General features: G+C 60.0%; 14 protein-coding genes and 1 riboswitch. Of the genes, 10 read left to right on the forward strand and 4 right to left on the reverse strand.

Translation table 11 applies throughout. The features are described 5' to 3' along the window. Nucleotides 1-7: 7 nt before the first annotated feature. Nucleotides 8-1171: a 1-acyl-sn-glycerol-3-phosphate acyltransferase gene (locus tag ACZRKZ_RS10515; RefSeq protein WP_463981560.1), complete on the reverse strand. Its 1164-nt coding sequence runs from the start codon at nucleotides 1169-1171 to the stop codon at nucleotides 8-10. Nucleotides 1172-1315: 144 nt separating this feature from the next. Here ACZRKZ_RS10515 and ACZRKZ_RS10520 point away from each other — a divergent pair, with 144 nt between their 5' ends. The 4 genes from ACZRKZ_RS10520 to ACZRKZ_RS10535 all read left to right on the forward strand — a co-directional run bounded on the left by ACZRKZ_RS10520 (nucleotide 1316) and on the right by ACZRKZ_RS10535 (nucleotide 3490). Further along, nucleotides 1316-1498 (forward strand): CPXCG motif-containing cysteine-rich protein, encoded by a 183-nt coding sequence (locus ACZRKZ_RS10520; RefSeq protein ID WP_463981561.1) that lies wholly within the window; start codon nucleotides 1316-1318, stop codon nucleotides 1496-1498. A gap of 31 nt (nucleotides 1499-1529) precedes the next feature. Next, nucleotides 1530-1790, forward strand: a complete 261-nt coding sequence (locus tag ACZRKZ_RS10525; RefSeq protein ID WP_463981562.1) for a putative signal transducing protein — start codon at nucleotides 1530-1532, stop codon at nucleotides 1788-1790. Between the two features lie 36 nt (nucleotides 1791-1826). Beyond that, entirely contained in the window at nucleotides 1827-2447 is a 621-nt protein-coding gene (locus ACZRKZ_RS10530) for an SOS response-associated peptidase (protein WP_463981563.1), read from the forward strand. 233 nt (nucleotides 2448-2680) lie between these two features. Beyond that, nucleotides 2681-3490, forward strand: a complete 810-nt coding sequence (locus tag ACZRKZ_RS10535; protein ID WP_463967161.1) for a M48 family metallopeptidase — start codon at nucleotides 2681-2683, stop codon at nucleotides 3488-3490. 43 nt (nucleotides 3491-3533) lie between these two features. On the opposite strand, the gene ACZRKZ_RS10540 is transcribed toward ACZRKZ_RS10535, so the two are convergent. From ACZRKZ_RS10540 to ACZRKZ_RS10550, 3 genes are all read right to left on the reverse strand, one after another. Then, the gene (locus ACZRKZ_RS10540) at nucleotides 3534-4118 is read right to left on the reverse strand and encodes a TMEM165/GDT1 family protein (RefSeq protein ID WP_463967160.1); all 585 of its coding nucleotides are present in this window, start codon (nucleotides 4116-4118) and stop codon (nucleotides 3534-3536) included. Nucleotides 4119-4206: 88 nt separating this feature from the next. Further along, nucleotides 4207-4328: riboswitch (yybP-ykoY riboswitch) on the reverse strand. Between the two features lie 50 nt (nucleotides 4329-4378). Then, nucleotides 4379-5377 (reverse strand): methyltransferase, encoded by a 999-nt coding sequence (locus tag ACZRKZ_RS10545; protein WP_463981564.1) that lies wholly within the window; start codon nucleotides 5375-5377, stop codon nucleotides 4379-4381. A 26-nt stretch (nucleotides 5378-5403) separates the two neighbouring features. Beyond that, nucleotides 5404-6372 (reverse strand): 2-hydroxyacid dehydrogenase, encoded by a 969-nt coding sequence (locus ACZRKZ_RS10550; RefSeq protein ID WP_463981565.1) that lies wholly within the window; start codon nucleotides 6370-6372, stop codon nucleotides 5404-5406. An 84-nt stretch (nucleotides 6373-6456) separates the two neighbouring features. Here ACZRKZ_RS10550 and ACZRKZ_RS10555 point away from each other — a divergent pair, with 84 nt between their 5' ends. From ACZRKZ_RS10555 to ACZRKZ_RS10580, 6 genes are all read left to right on the forward strand, one after another. After that, complete coding sequence (locus ACZRKZ_RS10555) at nucleotides 6457-7089, forward strand: LysE family translocator (protein WP_463967157.1); 633 nt, start codon at nucleotides 6457-6459, stop codon at nucleotides 7087-7089. Nucleotides 7090-7220: 131 nt separating this feature from the next. After that, nucleotides 7221-8903 (forward strand): fatty acid--CoA ligase, encoded by a 1683-nt coding sequence (locus tag ACZRKZ_RS10560; RefSeq protein WP_463981566.1) that lies wholly within the window; start codon nucleotides 7221-7223, stop codon nucleotides 8901-8903. Nucleotides 8904-9237: 334 nt separating this feature from the next. Beyond that, the gene (locus ACZRKZ_RS10565) at nucleotides 9238-11097 is read left to right on the forward strand and encodes a DUF1302 domain-containing protein (protein ID WP_463981567.1); all 1860 of its coding nucleotides are present in this window, start codon (nucleotides 9238-9240) and stop codon (nucleotides 11095-11097) included. Between the two features lie 43 nt (nucleotides 11098-11140). Continuing rightward, nucleotides 11141-12505 carry a DUF1329 domain-containing protein gene (locus ACZRKZ_RS10570; protein WP_463967154.1) on the forward strand — a complete coding sequence of 455 codons (1365 nt, stop codon included), beginning with the start codon at nucleotides 11141-11143 and terminating at the stop codon, nucleotides 12503-12505. Between the two features lie 190 nt (nucleotides 12506-12695). Beyond that, nucleotides 12696-15434 carry a LuxR C-terminal-related transcriptional regulator gene (locus ACZRKZ_RS10575; RefSeq protein ID WP_463981568.1) on the forward strand — a complete coding sequence of 913 codons (2739 nt, stop codon included), beginning with the start codon at nucleotides 12696-12698 and terminating at the stop codon, nucleotides 15432-15434. Nucleotides 15435-15488: 54 nt separating this feature from the next. Beyond that, a complete protein-coding gene (locus ACZRKZ_RS10580; protein WP_149410922.1) occupies nucleotides 15489-16130 on the forward strand; it encodes an MBL fold metallo-hydrolase in 642 nt (213 codons plus the stop codon). Nucleotides 16131-16321: the final 191 nt, after the last annotated feature.

A 16321-nucleotide genomic window follows, 5' to 3' on the forward strand; every position in this document is an offset into this window, starting at 1 on the left:
GTCGGGTTTACAGGGGGATGCCGGCTTTGACTCGGTATTGATTACGTACTGGTGTCGCGTACTGCAGCACTAGATACGGCCGATGCTCGCTCGGGCACGCATTCAATCGACGCTCCCACTCCGCTTTCGCCTTGGTCAGCTCATCTACCGGGAACATCTCGGCAGCTGCCGGCACCTGTAATTGCGGGTCGGTATCGCACCACTGGGCATACGCCAGGTAATGCACCGGAAACAACCGATAACCGCCCAGAATCTGCCGGTCCATCTCGATAGCCAGCAGTTTGGTGTCTTCGAAGCGTTCGGTGATCGGCGAGGCGAAGTTGACGTGGACCCGGCCCTTGTAGCCGGTAATGCCCAAGGCGATGCTCCCATCGTCCTCACCCGTCGCCTTGCTGTAGGTGCCGGTGGTGGCGCGGATGTACAGTTCGCGGGCCTTGGCCGAGTCGCACGGGTCGTATTCGTAGCTGATGGATACCGGCGTCAGGTTCAGCGACTGAATGACCTCGGCGAACGGCTCGTCCTTGCGGCTCATGTGGAACATCTTGAGGATCGCTGACTCGGTGCGATCATCCCCATCCTTGGCGCGACCTTCGGCCTGGGCGATCCAAATCGACTCGCAGTCGTTGCGGATCGAGTGGTTGATATAGGCCGACAGCAACTGATACGCCGCCATCTTCTCGCGCCGCCCAGCGATTGAGCGGTGCACGATAAAGCTCTTGTTCAGGCGCATCAGGTCGCTGACAAACGGCTTTTGCAGCAGGTTGTCGCCAATGGCAATGCGCGGCGTCGGCAGGCCGGCGTGGTATATCGCGTAGTTGACGAAGGCCGGGTCCATTACGATATCGCGATGGTTGGTCAAAAACAGGTAGGCGCTGCCAGACTTGAACTGCTCGACACCGCTATAGGTCACGCCGTCGGTCGCGCGATCTATAGTGTGGTCGACGTAGAGTTCGACTTTGTCCTGCAGTGTGGCGACGGTGGTCACGCTGGCGAACTCACGGCGCAGTTTGTAAGCGATTATCGGCTTGAGCAGCCAGCCAAAGGCGCCGGCAAAGCGCGGAAAGCGAAAGTGGGTCAGGATGTCCAGAAAGGCCTTGTCACTGAACAGCCGTGCCAGCACTGCCGGGACTTCGCTGTCGTTGTAAGGTCGGATGGTATCGAATTCGCCCATCATGCTCTCTTGTTAGAAACGGCTAGGGTAAGTAAAAGGTTTGGATCGATAAGTGACAGGGCGCGGTCTGAACAATGGGATCAAACAACAATAGCCCTGCAAATAGACCGGCGATTATACGCACAAGTCACTTGGGAGACCGTGATGCTGGAAACTGAAGTCTACGATTGCCCTTATTGTGGTGAAGTGGTCGAGGCGATACTGGATTTGTCCGGTGGCGATCAGACCTATATTGAAGACTGTCCGGTGTGCTGCCGGCCCATTACTTTCGTGCTGCAGATTCACGATGGTGAATGGATGCTCGAAGTGCGCAGCGAAAACGAATAATGCGTCGCGAGAAGGAATAAAAAGGTACGCCATGCAGCGAATCTACGAACCGGAAAACCTGATGGAAGGCGAATTGCTCCAGGGCATGCTCGCCAGTGAAGGCATCAAGGCCCACCTGGTGGGGCGTGACTTGCTGGGCGGCACCGGCGAGTTGCCGATCTATGGCCTGCTGGCCCTGGCAGTGGAGGACGAACAGGCCGCTTACGCCCGGGAGTTGATCACCGCCTACAACGGCGCGCTGCCGATGCCCGGCGATGAATCCGATAGCTTCCCCGACGTACTGGTCTGTTAGGCTGTTGGCCGGTTTACCCAAGAGTCGTGTTGCCCCATGTGTGGACGTTATGCCCTGTTTCGCTGGAACCCCGCCTTTGCTGCCTTGCCGGGCTTCCCGGCCGATCAAAAGGCCCAGTGGAACATTTCCCCCAATGATTCGGTGCTGATCCAGCGCGCGACCAACGGTCAACACGAGTTGGCGCGGGCGCGCTGGGGCCTGACTCCGCCGTGGCTGACCGACTTGTCCCGCACGCCGGCCCATGCCCGCGCGGAAACCCTGGCGGAGCAGCCAATGTTTCGCGAGGCCTTTCGCCAGCGCCGCTGCCTGTTGCCGGCCAATGGTTTCTACGAATGGCGTGGTACCCAGCGTAAACGACCGTACTGGCTGACGCCGGGAGAGGGCTCGACGTTGTTTTTCGCCGCTATCTGGGAAGCTTATCCGGTGCAGGAGCAGGTGTGGCTGAGCGCGGCGGTGGTGACGCAGGCGGCGTCGAATCAGCGTCGGCCGTTGATTCTCGATACGGCGGGGCAAGACGCGTGGCTCAACCCCGAGACCCCGCTGCACGTTTTGCAGGCTTTACTGGCCAGCGAACCCGCTGCGCTGCGCGAGCGGGTACTGGCCAATATGGTGAATGATCCCAAGCTTAATGGGCCGGAGTGTCTGACGCCGGGTTAATCCTGGATTTTTGTGGTGCAAGCACCCGCTTCATCGCAGGCGTTCGACGGCTGCTACGGGAAATAGCAGGGCTGCACGATGTGTAGATACCTGTGCTGTCATGGGTCTGGCCGGTTATGAATTTTGCGACGATGTGGGAAGTATCCGAAATTTAACGGTTAAACGTCTGGTGTATCTGGCGCCGATACAATTCCCCGCCTACGATACGCGCCATGTTTTCAGGGAGCGTGTTCATGAAGAAATCATTGGTGGTATGTACATTGAGTGCAGCGTTGCTGCTCGCTGGTTGTCAGTCGGTTAACACCACCAGCGGCGGCGCCGTGGGTGTGGAGCGCAAGCAGTACATGTTCAGCATGTTGTCGAGCCAGGAAGTCGACCAGATGTATGCCCAGTCTTACCAGCAGACGCTGGGTGAGGCGAGCGGCAAGGGCATGGTGGACAAGACCAGTGCCAACGCCAAGCGCGTACAGGCTATCGCCACTCGCCTGATTGCCCAGGCGCCCACCTTCCGGCCCGATGCGGCCCAGTGGAAGTGGGAGGTGAACCTGATCAAGAGCGACGAGGTGAACGCCAACTGCGGACCTGGCGGGAAGATCTTTGTCTACAGTGGCTTGATCGACAGCCTCAAGCTGACCGATGACGAACTGGCGGCGGTGATGGGCCATGAAATTGCCCACGCCTTGCGCGAGCACGGCCGCGAAGCCATGTCCAAGGCCTACGGCATTGAAATGGCCAAGCAGGGCGCTGGCGCGTTGTTTGGTTTGGGTCAGGACAGCCTGGCGCTGGCCGATACCGTGGCCAACTACGGCATGACCTTGCCTAACAGTCGCGGCAATGAAAACGAAGCTGACCTGATCGGCCTGGAACTGGCCGCCCGTGCCGGTTACAACCCGAACGCCGCCATCACCCTGTGGAACAAAATGGCCAAGGCTTCGCAAGGCTCGTCACCTGAGTTCATGAGCACTCACCCCGCCTCCGAAAGCCGGATAGCCTCTTTGCAGGCGGCGATCCCCAAGGTGATGCCGCTTTACAAGCCGCAGTAAGTTTCAAGCTGCAAGCTGCAAGTCAGAAGCAAACAGCTTGCAGCTAGATCCACCCACTGCTTTGCATGGCCTTGTAAACCGCCACAATTGCCAGAATGAAAAATGCCGAAGCTGCCAGGCGCCGAATCAAGGTCAACGGCAGTTTCTCTGCCGCAAAATTCCCCGCCAGAACCACCGGTACGTTGGCAATCAACATGCCCAGGGTGGTACCGATAATCACCAGCCACAGCTCAGGGTATTGCGCCGCCAGCATCACCGTGGCGATTTGTGTCTTGTCGCCCATTTCCGCCAGGAAGAACGCAATCAGCGTGGTCAGGAACGGTCCGAACTTGCGGGAGGTACTGGCTTCGTCATCGTCGAGCTTGTCCGGCACCAAGGTCCACAGGGCTGTGGCGCAAAAGCTCGCGGCGAGGATCCAGTGCAACATTGCATCCGAGAAGAAAGTGCTGAACCAGGCGCCCACGGCACCGGCGGCGGCATGGTTGGCCAGGGTCGCGGCGACGATGCCGGCGATGATCGGCCAGGGTTTGCGAAAGCGTGCGGCGAGAATGAGGGCGAGCAGTTGCGTCTTGTCGCCAATTTCGGCCAAGGCAACGATTGCGGTAGGAACGAGAAGTGAATCCAGCATCAGGTAGGCTTCCAGGGGCGGGTCGACACGGCTATGACACGTACAGCCTTCCCGCCCCGGGTAAGGTGTTCGTGTCATAGGTCTTGTCAAACCCCGGTCCGTCTGTGCGGACTCCTGGGTCGCATACGCCATGGCCTGTTGACCAAGTATGTTGACGTATGCCGGACGAGCGTGGCGCTCGTGGGAGACTACTCCCCTAGGACGGAGCGGATTCTGCCTCGGCAAAATCCATTCGGCAAGCCTTCTTTTTCAAACGCCCGTTAGCCGCGCTTGGCGCGGTAGATACGAAAACCCTGACCTTCGGCCTTGATCGCACACACGCCAAGATGCTCTTCGATCAGCGGTTGGTACTTCAGGAAGCTGTTGGCGACTAACCGTAGTTCGCCGCCTTTTGCCAGATGTTTGGCTGCTTTTTGCAGCAGATTCTCGGTGGCGTGATAGTCGGTGTGCACACCGACATGGAACGGCGGGTTGCTCAAAATCGCGTTCAAGCCCATCGGTGCTGCGTCGATGCCATCGCCGGTCAATACCTCGGCTTCCAGGCCATTGGCGGCCAGGGTCAGGCGACTGCTGGCGGCGGCGAAGGCGTCGACGTCCAGCAGCGTGACGGTGTTGTGAGGATAGCGGCGCTTGACCGCAGCCCCAAGCACCCCCGCGCCACAGCCGAAGTCCAGCAAATGGCCGCTCGGCAATTTATCCAGGTGCTCCAGCAGCAGCGCGGTGCCGCGATCCAGGCGGCCATGGCTGAACACGCCCGGCAAGCTGACCACCTTGAGCAGCCCTTCGGCCAGCGGCACCTCAAACACCTGGGCCAGGCTTTCCAGCTCAACCGCTTGCGGGGCGTTGGCCACCGTGACTTGCCACAGCTGGCAGTGCCGCGCGTTGTCGAGCTTGCGGGGTTTGCCGAACGGGCTCAATTGCTTGGCGGCGCTCTCAATACCGCCGCGTTTTTCCCCCACCAGATACACCTCGGCGCCGGGCAGGCGCGCAGCCACGGCGTTAAGGATGTAATCGGTCAGGTCCTTGGACTTGGGCAGGAACACCACTACCGAGTCGAATGAGCGCTGGGGCACATTCACGCCGAAATGGCTGCGCTCGGCGAAACGCGCATCCAGTGCGGCCTGATCACCGGCATGCCAGCACCAGCCATGGGCATTGGGCAGGTGACCGAGCAAGTCGTCGGCGGGCAAGCCGGCCAGCAGCAAGTCACCCTGAAAAAGTTTGGCCTGACGAAGCAGTACTTCACTGCGCGGATCCATGGTCTGCTCCTGAAAAGGGACGCAGTTTAACAACTGACGACGCGCTGCGGTGCACCACTGAAAAACCCCTGGGCGTTTTCCGTCAATTGGCCAACGATTCGCTGCCGTGCTTCACGGCTGCCCCACGCGCAGTGGGGCGTGACGATCAGCCGTGGAATGTCGCCCGCCAGCAATGGATTGCCCGCCGACGGCGGCTCCACGCTCAGCACATCGGTAGCCGCACCGCCCAGATGACCATTACGCAGGGCATCGGCCAGGGCTTGCTCGTCGATCAAGCCACCGCGCGCGGTATTGACCACGAACGCGCCGGGCTTGAGCAGCGCCAACTCCCGAGCGCCGATGAAATGGCGGGTATGTTCGTTGAGGGGGCAGTGCAGCGTCAGGGCGTCGACGTGGGACAGCAGCTCATCCAGAGGCATCCGGTCGGCGCGGGCCGGGCGCCCCGGTATTGCTCCCAGCACCACGCGCATGCCGAAGGCTTCGGCCAGGCGCGCCACGGCACCGCCCAACTCACCGTGACCGAGCAAGCCGAGGGTTTTGCCTTCCAGTTCGACGATCGGGTGGTCCAGCAGGCAGAACTGTTTGGCCTGCTGCCAGAGACCGGCGCTGACGTCCTTTTGATAGTCCTGCAAGCGCGTGGCGAGGTTGAGCAACAGCATGATCGTGTGTTGCGCCACCGAAGGTGTACCGTAACCCTGGCAATTGCTCACGGTAATGCCCTGGGCGCGGGCGGCGGCGAGGTCGACGTTATTGGTGCCGGTGGCGGCGATCAGGATCAGCTTCAGATTGGGGCACGCTGCCAGAGTCTCGGCGTTGAGCAGGATCTTGTTACTGATCGCCACCTGAGCGCCTTGCAGGCGTTCGACAACTTGCGCAGGCGAGGTCTGTTCACAGAGTTGCAAGTCGCTGAAGGTTTTTCTCAACCCGCTCAGGTCAAGGTCTCCAAGGTCCAGGGAGGTGTAATCGAGGAAGACGGCGCGGCGATTGTTCGTCATCAACTGTACCTTTTGCGGCAGGATTCAAAGGCGTAATCTGCCGAGCCTATCAGATGAAATAATCAGTTACTTCCTGGAGTGTGCATGTACCTCACCGAGTTCTTGACCGTCGCCCTGATTCACCTGCTGGCGGTGGCCAGCCCTGGGCCGGATTTTGCCGTGGTGGTGCGCGAGAGCGTGACCCATGGCCGGCGTGCCGGGACGTGGACGGCGTTGGGCGTTGGTTCAGCGATTTTCCTGCATGTAGGCTACTCGTTGCTCGGTATTGGCTTGATCGTGTCCCAGTCCATCGTGCTGTTCAATGCGCTGAAATGGGCGGCGGCAGCTTACTTGCTGTACATCGGTTTCAAAGCCTTGCGTGCCCAACCGGCCAAGCCTGCGAGCGAAGACGATCTGCACCGTGAAGCGGGCGAGCGCACTGCGCGCGGGGCGTTTACCTCGGGATTTGTCACCAATGGCCTGAACCCCAAGGCCACGCTGTTTTTCCTGTCGCTGTTCACCGTGGTCATCAATCCCCACACGCCGTTGGCAATTCAGGCCGGTTATGGGGTTTATCTGGCAGTGGCGACGGCGATCTGGTTTTGCCTGGTGGCAATGCTGTTCAGCCAGCAGCGGGTGCGCGCCGGGTTTGCCCGCATGGGCCATTGGTTCGACCGGACCATGGGCGTAGTGCTGATTGCCATTGGCGTGAAGCTGGCGTTTACCGAGATGAAATGAGGCGGTTGCTGGCGCAAGGCTAGTATTCACAGGGTTCTGCAAATCATTCCTTTGGCTGATTTGAGCGGCGCGCAAGGTCTCTAAAGTGCAAATCCTTTAGCCCAGACCGTGCAGTCAGAAAAGGGATTCGTATGTTGCAGACTCGTATTATCCCGCCCGCCGAAGGCGCCTACCAATACCCGCTGTTGATCAAGCGCCTGTTGATGTCCGGCGCCCGCTACGAGAAAACCCGGGAAATCGTCTACCGCGACAAGCTTCGCTACACCTACCCAACCCTTATCGAACGGGTTGCCCGCCTGGCTAACGTACTGACCGAAGCCGGGGTCAAGGCCGGTGACACCGTGGCGGTGATGGACTGGGACAGCCATCGTTACCTGGAATGCATGTTCGCCATCCCGATGATTGGCGCGGTGATCCACACCATCAACGTGCGCCTGTCGCCGGAACAGATTCTCTACACCATGAACCACGCCGAGGACCGCTTTGTGCTGGTCAACAGCGAGTTCGTCGGCCTCTACCAGGCCATCGCCGGGCAGTTGACCACCGTCGATAAAACCCTGTTGCTGACCGATGGCACGGAAAAAACCGCCGACCTGCCCAACCTTGTGGGCGAATACGAGCAATTGCTGGCCGCCGCCAGCCCGCAATACACCTTCGAAGACTTCGACGAGCACTCGGTCGCTACCACCTTCTACACCACCGGTACCACCGGCAACCCGAAAGGGGTGTATTTCACCCATCGTCAACTGGTCCTGCACACCATCGGTGTGGCGACCATCATGGGCAGCGTCGACAGCGTGCGCCTGCTGGGCACCAACGACGTCTACATGCCCATCACGCCGATGTTCCATGTGCATGCCTGGGGCCTGCCGTACGTTGCCACCATGCTCGGTCTGAAACAGGTCTATCCCGGTCGTTACGACCCGGAATACCTGGTGGAGCTGTGGCGCAAGGAGAATGTCACGTTCTCCCATTGCGTGCCGACCATCCTGCAAATGGTGCTCAACGCCAAGGCCGCCCAGGGCGTGGATTTTGGCGGCTGGAAAATCGTCATCGGCGGCAGCTCTCTCAACCACTCGCTGTATGAAGCGGCCAAGGCTCGCGGCATTCAGTTGACCGCCGCTTACGGCATGTCCGAGACCGGGCCGCTGGTGTCGTGCGCGCACCTCAACGATGAGTTGATCGCCGGCACCGAAGACGAGCGCACTACTTACCGCATCAAGGCCGGTGTGCCAGGGCCGTTGGTGGAGGCGGCGATCATCGACGGCGACGGTAACTTCCTGCCGGCTGACGGCGAATCCCAGGGCGAACTGGTGCTACGGGCGCCGTGGCTCAGCGAAGGCTATTTCAAAGAACCGGAGAAGGGCGCCGAGCTGTGGGCCGGCGGCTGGATGCACACCGGCGACGTGGCAACCCTCGACGCCTTTGGCGTGATCGACATTCGTGACCGCATCAAGGACGTGATCAAGACCGGCGGCGAATGGATCTCTTCGCTGGCTCTTGAAGACTTGGTCAGTCGCCACCCGGCGGTACGTGAAGTAGCGGTGGTGGGGATTGCCGATCCGCAGTGGGGCGAGCGCCCGTTTGCCTTGCTGGTGGTGCGTGAGGGGCATGGAATTGGCGCACGTGAACTCAAGGAACACCTCAAGCCGTTTGTCGAGCAGGGCCATCTGAGCAAGTGGGCGATCCCGAGTCAGATTGCCATTGTTACGGAAATTCCCAAGACCAGTGTTGGCAAGCTCGACAAGAAACGTATCCGCATTGACATCATTGAATGGCAAGCCAATAACAGCACCTTCCTCTCCACCCTTTGATGACCTTCGCCGTGCTCTTCGGAGCACGGCAAAGCTCTATCACAAGCCTTCGCCTTGTCATTTGCCGATTTTCAGCCATCCTCTCTCACGTCAGCCCTCGCTGACATGGTGAAAGGACTGTGGCAGACGGGTTGGTGATGCAAATCACACTTTAGAGGGATCAAGCGGTACCCCCTGCTGGCTATAGTCCCTCCCAGAGTTTTTCAAGGGTGCGGCGCTGCGGGCCATGGAGGTTCGACGGTCGCCCGGCATTGGAATCGTTGTATTCCGGCCGTTACAAGCATGTTTTGAAAGGGCTCACTGCCATAACAATAATGCACATGGAGTAGCGTCGATGACCTCAGTAAACCAGTTCTGGCGCCGGGCGAGATTGCCCCTGGCGGTCAGTCTTGCCTCGACCCTCGCCGGGCCCGCATTCGGCGTCAGTTTCAACATCGGTGAAATCGAAGGCAGCTTCGATTCGTCCCTTTCCGTGGGGGCCAGTTGGTCCACGGCCAACGCCAACAAAGACCTGATCGGTGCCAACAACGGTGGCAAGGGGTTGTCGCAAACCTCCGATGACGGCCACTTGAACTTCAAGCGCGGTGAAACGTTCTCGAAGATCTTCAAGGGCATTCATGACCTGGAACTGAAATACGGCGACACCGGTGTGTTTGTGCGTGGCAAGTACTGGTACGACTTTGAACTCAAGGATGAAAGTCGTCTGTTCAAGGACATCAGCGACAACAACCGCAAAGAGGGCGCGAAGTCTTCTGGCGGACAGATTCTCGATGCGTTCGTTTATCACAACTATGCGATTGCCGATCAGCCGGGTTCCGTGCGTTTTGGTAAGCAAGTGGTGAGCTGGGGTGAGAGTACTTTCATCGGCGGCGGCATCAACTCCATCAACCCGATCGACGTGTCCGCGTTCCGTCGTCCGGGAGCCGAGATCAAGGAAGGCCTGATCCCGGTCAACATGTTCTACGTGTCGCAAACCCTGACCGATAACCTGTCGGCGGAAGCCTTCTATCAGTTGGAGTGGGACCAGACGGTTACCGATAACTGCGGGACGTTCTTCTCCCAGCCGGATGTGGTGTCCGATGGTTGCGACAATAATCTGCGGGTGCTGAACAAGCGTTCGACCATACCCGGTGCTGCTTTTCCGACCCTCAACGCTCTCGGCGTGGACGTGAATAACGAAGGTGTCTTGGTGCGTCGTGGTCCTGACCGTGATGCGCGCGATAGCGGCCAGTTCGGCGTGGCCATGCACTACAACTTCGAACCGCTGGACACCGAGTTCGGCGCGTACTTCATGAACTACCACAGCCGTGCGCCGATCTTCAGTGCACAAGGTGCTCCATCATCGGCCTTCACCCGGCCACTGGGACCTTTGGCTGGATTGCGGCCGTTGATTGTCGCGGGCAGCTCCAACTACTTCATCGAGTACCCGGAAGATATTCGTCTCTATGGCTTGAGCTTCTCCACCACGCTGCCTACCGGTACTGCCTGGAGTGGTGAGTTGAGCTATCGGCCAAACGCGCCGGTCCAACTGAGTACTACCGACATCCTCTTCGCCGGCGTCACACCGATCCCGGGTTTTGGCAATGCCTCGGTATTGAAAGGCAGTCCAGGCCAGGACCTGCACGGTTACAACCGCAAGGAAGTCACCCAGTTCCAGACCACGTTCACGCATTTCTTTGACCAGGTCATGGGCGCCAGCCGCCTGACCACCGTCGGCGAAATCGGTGTAACGCATGTGGGTGGCTTGGAAAGCAAATCCGAGGCCCGTTATGGCCGCGACCCGGTGTTCGGCCCCGGCACCCTGCCCGGTGGTTTCTGTAATGCCCTCAACAACTCCACCGCCGCGGGCGCAGGGCTGCCGAACGCAGCTGGCCTGAACACCAACTGCAACAACGACGGCTTCACCACCGCCACCTCCTGGGGCTACCGCGCTCGGGCCATCTGGGAATACCCGGACGTGGTCGCTGGGGTCAACCTCAAGCCAAGCGTGGCCTGGTCCCATGACGTCAAGGGTTACTCCCCTGGCCCTGGCGCCAACTTCGAAGAGGGTCGAAAGGCTGTCAGCCTGGGTGTCGATGCCGAGTACCAGAACACCTACACCGTCAGCCTGAACTACACCAACTTCTTCGGTGGCGACTTCAGCACTGTGGATGACCGCGACTTTGTCGCACTCAGCGCCGGCGTGAACTTCTAAGCACACTCTTTCAAGCAGCATGTATTTTCAGGAAGACCAGAACATGAAAATAACCAAAAGTCTGTTGCACGTGGGTGTGCTGGGGCTGTCGATAATGGCCGGCAGCGTCATGGCGGCGGTGTCGGCGGATGAAGCCGCCAAGCTGGGCACCAGCCTGACCCCGATGGGTGCGGAAATGGCCGGTAATGCGGCGGGTACCATCCCGGCCTGGAAGCCTTTGGCGACCAATGCCGGCGCCGTGGATGCCAAGGGATTCCTGGCCAACCCTTACGCCAGTGAGCAAGCGCAGTTCACCATCACCGCGCAGAACGTCGAGCAGTACAAGGACAAGCTGGCGCCGGGGCAGTACGCGATGTTCAAGCGCTACCCGGAATCCTTCAAGATGCCGGTCTATCCGTCCCATCGTGGCGCGACCGTGCCGGCGGAGGTGTTCGCCTCCATCAAGAAAAACGCCACCAGCACCAACCTGGTGTCCGGCGGCAATGGTCTGGAAAACTTCGAAACCGCCGTGCCATTCCCGATTCCAAAAACTGGCGTCGAGGTGATCTGGAACCACATTACCCGCTACCGCGGCGGCAGCGTGACGCGCCTGGTGACCCAGGCCACGCCACAAGCCAACGGCTCCTACAGCCTGGTGTACTTCCAGGACCAGTTCGTGTTCCGCGACAAGATGAAGGACTACGATCCGAAGAACCCGGGCAACATCCTGTTCTACTTCAAGCAGAAAGTGACCGCGCCGGCTCGTCTGGCTGGTGGTGTGCTGCTGGTGCACGAGACCCTCGACCAAGTGAAGGAGCCGCGTTCGGCGTGGGTCTACAACGCCGGTCAGCGTCGTGTACGTCGGGCGCCGCAAGTGTCGTATGACGGGCCGGGTACTGCTGCCGATGGCCTGCGTACTTCCGATAACCTCGATATGTACAACGGTGCCCCGGATCGCTACGACTGGAAACTGGAAGGCAAGAAGGAAATCTACATCGCCTCCAACAGCTACAAGCTCGACGATCCGAAGCTCAAGTACGCCGACATCATCAAGGCCGGCCATATCAACCAGGACCTGGCTCGTTACGAGTTGCGCCGGGTCTGGCATGTGGTCGCTACCCTGAAGGAAGGCCAGCGTCACATCTACGCCAAGCGTGACTTCTACATCGACGAAGACACCTGGCAGGCAGCCGTGATCGATCACTATGACGGTCGTGGCCAACTGTGGCGTGTGGCTGAAGCCCATGGCGAGAACTACTACGACAAGCAAGTGCCGTGGTACGCCCTGGAAACCCTCTACGACCTGCAGTCCGGGCGCTACCTGGCCCTGGGTATGAAGAACGAAGAGAAGCAGGCCTATGATTTCGGCTTCACCGCCACCACCAGCGACTTCACCCCAGCGGCATTGCGCCAAGAGGGTGTTCGCTAACGTGCTCTAAACGAGGCCGCATCCTCGTAAAACGCCCCGACTGGTTCGGGGCGTTTTTTTTGCGGCTCTAAATATTTCTTGTTGTAGTCTTTTTCAGACAATTGTTGCAAAGATCTACAAAGCTGCAGCTTTTACCGCTAGTCTGCGGACATCTGCAATGCCGACCACAGCCTATTACAAGAGCCCGGCGATGACTGATCTGTCCCGAATTCAAGGGCCTGCCAGCGCGGTAATCCCGTCCCTGGAAGCGCGCTTCTATCGACCCCCACTGCCGGATGGCTACGTGTTGCGACCACGCCTGTGCGAACGGCTGAGCGCTGGCCTGCATGGGCGCTTGTTGCTGGTCAGCGCTCCGGCCGGGTTCGGCAAGAGTTCGCTGGCGGTGGAGTTCTGCCAGAGCCTGGCGCCCCACTGGCAAAGCCTGTGGCTGGGGCTCAGCTCGCGTGACAGTGATCCGGGGCGTTTCCTTGAGCGTCTGCTCGATGGCTTGCAACAGTATTTCCCGCAATTGGGCGCCCAGGCCCTGGGCCTGCTGAAAATGCGTCAGCGCCATCAACCGTTCGCCTTTGAAGAATGGCTCGATGGCCTGCTCGATGAGCTGACGGTCCACTTGTCCACCCGTAAACCTCTGTTGCTGGTGCTGGATGACTACCATCTGGCCCAGGGCCCGGTGCTCGACCGTTGCCTGCAATTTTTCCTCAATCATTTGCCCGATGGCCTGCTGGTGCTGGTTACCAGTCGCCAGCGTCCGGATTGGCACCTGGCGCGCTTGCGCCTGTCCCGGCATTTGCTGGAGCTGCATGAGCAAGACCTGCGCCTGACCAACGATGAGTCCCTGGCCTTACTCGACCGGCACAGCAGTTCATTGCGCGGCGAGGCGCTGGACAACCTGATCCGCCGCAGCGAAGGCTGGGTTGCCGGCCTGCGCTTCTGGTTGCTGGCGGCTTCCGAAGCCGGTAGCGACGGCGCCTTGCCCCAAGGCTTGCACGGCGGGGAAGGGCTGATACGTGATTACCTGCTTGAAGAGGTGATCGACTGTCTGCCGCCGGAGGTGCAGGGGTTTCTCTACGACACTGCGTCCCAGGAACGCTTTTGCAGCGAACTGTGTGACGCTGTGCGTGAAGCCCACGATAGCGCCGAGATCCTGCGTTACCTGCAAGCTCATCAGGTATTCCTGGTGCCGCTGGATGAGCAGGGCCACTGGTTCCGTTATCACCACCTGTTCTCCGATCTGTTGCGTGCCCGGCGTGCGACCAATGCGGTATTGCCGGCCGCCACTCTGCACCTGCGGGCATGTCGCTGGTTCAATACCCAGGGCTTGCTCGATGAGGCCGTGGAGCAAGCGTTGCGCGCCGGCCATCTGGATGTGGCGGCGAACCTGGTACAAAATCTTTCCGAAGAGCAGCTGTTGGCCGAACAGAACGTCGGCATGCTTCTGCGCTGGAAGATGGACTTGCCCGACAGCTTGCTGATCAGCACGCCGCGCTTGATCGTGCTTTATAGCTGGGCCCTGGGGCTTGCTTGCCAGTTGGATGCGGCGCAAGAGTTATCCAGCCACCTCAGCCGATTCCTGCCAGCACCGTCGGCCACCGCGCAGAAGTCGATGCTTGCCCAGTGGTTGGCGCTTAGCGGGATCATCGCCCGTGGGCGCGGTAACCGCGAGTTGACCCAGCTGTATTGCAACGAGGCATTGGAAAGCCTGCCGCAGAAACGTTATGGCCAGCGGCTGATGTGCCTGTCGACGCTGTCCAACCTGGCCATCGTCGACGCCGACCTATGGCGCGCCCGTGGCCTGAATCGCGAGTCCCTGGAGCTGGCGCAACGGGTTGGTAATCCGCTGTTTGAGGCCTTGGCCCACTACGACCGTGCGCGCGTGCTGCAGGCACGCGGCGAAATCCTGCGCTCTTTGGATGAGGTGCGCCAGGGCCTGCAACGTCTGCAAGGCTTGGCTCCCCAGCGCCTGTATGCAGCGCGCGCGCGTCTGGCGTTGTACGAGGGATATCTGTTGCTGATGCGCTGCCAGCCTGAGGCTGGCCTGTTGCGCCTACGCGCTGGTCTGGCCGAGGCCCGTGCCTGCCGGGATATCAGCGTGCTGATCGGCTATTGCGTAATCGCCAATCTTGAAGGCCGTCGCGGGGATTTCCCCAAGGCCTTTGCCGAACTGGCCGAGGCTGAGCGGCTGATGCATATCTGGGATGTGCCGCCGATCTACTACCTGGCGATGATCACCCTGATCAAATGCGAATTGTGGCTGGCCCAGGGCCGCACCGACCTGGCCGAAGCCTGGCTGACACGCCTGGGGCAAACCTATAACGGTGGACAGGCTGCGGCGGCGCCGGAGTTTCATCCACACCTGCCACAACATATCGAGCTGCAACAAGCTGCACTGGACGCGATTCGTCATCAGCCCGCTGCCTCGCTCCAAAGGCTTGACGAACTGGCACAGCGGGCTCGACAGGACGGCCGACAGATGATCGGTCTCATGGCGCTGACCCAGCAGGCGCTGTTGTTGCTGGAATGTGGTCAGGAGTCCCTGGCCCGCCCGGTGTTTGCCCAGGCACTTGAAGCGGCCGCTGGAGGCGCATTGCAGCCCTTCCAGCCACTGTTTAAGCGTTATCCCGACTGGGCGCGGGAACAACTCGGCCACGCCCCCCATGACCCGCTGAACCAAAGCCTGTTGGCGTTATTGCCGGCCATCGTCCCTCGCGAACCCGTCGAGGCTGCGCACACCTGCGAAACCCTGAGTGTGCGAGAGCTGGCGGTGCTGCACCTGATCGCACAAGGGTGCTCGAACCAGGAAATCAGCAATCAGCTGTTTATTTCCCTGCACACGGTCAAGACCCACGCCAGCCATATCAACAGCAAGCTGGGGGTTGAGCGCCGCACACAGGCGGTAGCGAGGGCGCAGGAGATGGGGTTGTTGGGGTAGGTATCGTGCATTTTGTGCCAGAATCGCCTCATCACAGCATACCGAGCCAACCCGATGTCCCAAGTGCCCGCCCTGATCCGCGAAACCTTCCCCGTCGGCCCTTTGCAGTGCAACTGCACCATCATCGGCGACCCCATCACTAAAAAGGCCATCGTGGTTGACCCAGGTGGCAACCATGAGCTGATCCTGGCGCGGCTCGATGCCTTGGGCCTGAAAGTGGTGAGCATCATCCATACCCATGCTCATCTTGATCACTTCCTGGCTTCCGGCCAGTTGAAGGAAAAGACCGGCGCCACGCTGCACCTGCACAAGGAGGATCAATTCCTCTGGGACAACCTGGAAATGCAATGCCAGATGTTTGGTGTGCCCTACACGCCGGTACCTTCGCCGGACCGCTGGTTGGCCGACGATGAGGAGTTGGCCTGTGGCTGCGGTGTGGCCTTGCACACGCCTGGGCATACACCGGGGTCCATGAGTTTCTGGTTTGCCGATGCCAAGTTGCTGATCGCCGGGGACACGCTGTTTCGGCGCGGCGTCGGGCGCACGGATCTGTGGGGTGGGGATCAGGCGACCATCGTGCGGTCCATCAAACAACGGCTTTACACCCTGGATGAGGACGCGACGGTGGTAACCGGCCATGGCCCGGACACGCGGCTGGGGGATGAAATGCGTGAGAACCCCTTTGTCAGGGCTTGATGTTGAGAGGCGTTGTAGCAAAAAGGCAGGTCCGATTTTGTGAGCTTCTGCTACGGTTTCTGTAGCCACGCTTGCCCTGATTTTTTGTTACAGGACCGGGGCCGAACACGGAATTTTTACCGTTTGTCGTGTTCAAACCTCGACACAGGTCCATTGCCAATGTCCTCTGCATCATAGAATGCAAAAGTAGG

The organism is Pseudomonas sp. c313, from assembly GCF_055407145.1.

Coding starts and splice junctions, on each gene's coding strand:
- ACZRKZ_RS10555 (WP_463967157.1), top strand. CDS start 6,457: ATGTACCTCACCGAGTTCTTGACCGTCGCCCTGATTCACCTGCTGGCG.
- ACZRKZ_RS10565 (WP_463981567.1), top strand. CDS start 9,238: ATGACCTCAGTAAACCAGTTCTGGCGCCGGGCGAGATTGCCCCTGGCG.
- ACZRKZ_RS10540 (WP_463967160.1), bottom strand. CDS start 4,118: ATGCTGGATTCACTTCTCGTTCCTACCGCAATCGTTGCCTTGGCCGAA.
- ACZRKZ_RS10545 (WP_463981564.1), bottom strand. CDS start 5,377: ATGGATCCGCGCAGTGAAGTACTGCTTCGTCAGGCCAAACTTTTTCAG.
- ACZRKZ_RS10530 (WP_463981563.1), top strand. CDS start 1,827: ATGTGTGGACGTTATGCCCTGTTTCGCTGGAACCCCGCCTTTGCTGCC.
- ACZRKZ_RS10520 (WP_463981561.1), top strand. CDS start 1,316: ATGCTGGAAACTGAAGTCTACGATTGCCCTTATTGTGGTGAAGTGGTC.
- ACZRKZ_RS10515 (WP_463981560.1), bottom strand. CDS start 1,171: ATGGGCGAATTCGATACCATCCGACCTTACAACGACAGCGAAGTCCCG.
- ACZRKZ_RS10580 (WP_149410922.1), top strand. CDS start 15,489: ATGTCCCAAGTGCCCGCCCTGATCCGCGAAACCTTCCCCGTCGGCCCT.
- ACZRKZ_RS10525 (WP_463981562.1), top strand. CDS start 1,530: ATGCAGCGAATCTACGAACCGGAAAACCTGATGGAAGGCGAATTGCTC.
- ACZRKZ_RS10550 (WP_463981565.1), bottom strand. CDS start 6,372: ATGACGAACAATCGCCGCGCCGTCTTCCTCGATTACACCTCCCTGGAC.
- ACZRKZ_RS10575 (WP_463981568.1), top strand. CDS start 12,696: ATGACTGATCTGTCCCGAATTCAAGGGCCTGCCAGCGCGGTAATCCCG.
- ACZRKZ_RS10560 (WP_463981566.1), top strand. CDS start 7,221: ATGTTGCAGACTCGTATTATCCCGCCCGCCGAAGGCGCCTACCAATAC.
- ACZRKZ_RS10535 (WP_463967161.1), top strand. CDS start 2,681: ATGAAGAAATCATTGGTGGTATGTACATTGAGTGCAGCGTTGCTGCTC.
- ACZRKZ_RS10570 (WP_463967154.1), top strand. CDS start 11,141: ATGAAAATAACCAAAAGTCTGTTGCACGTGGGTGTGCTGGGGCTGTCG.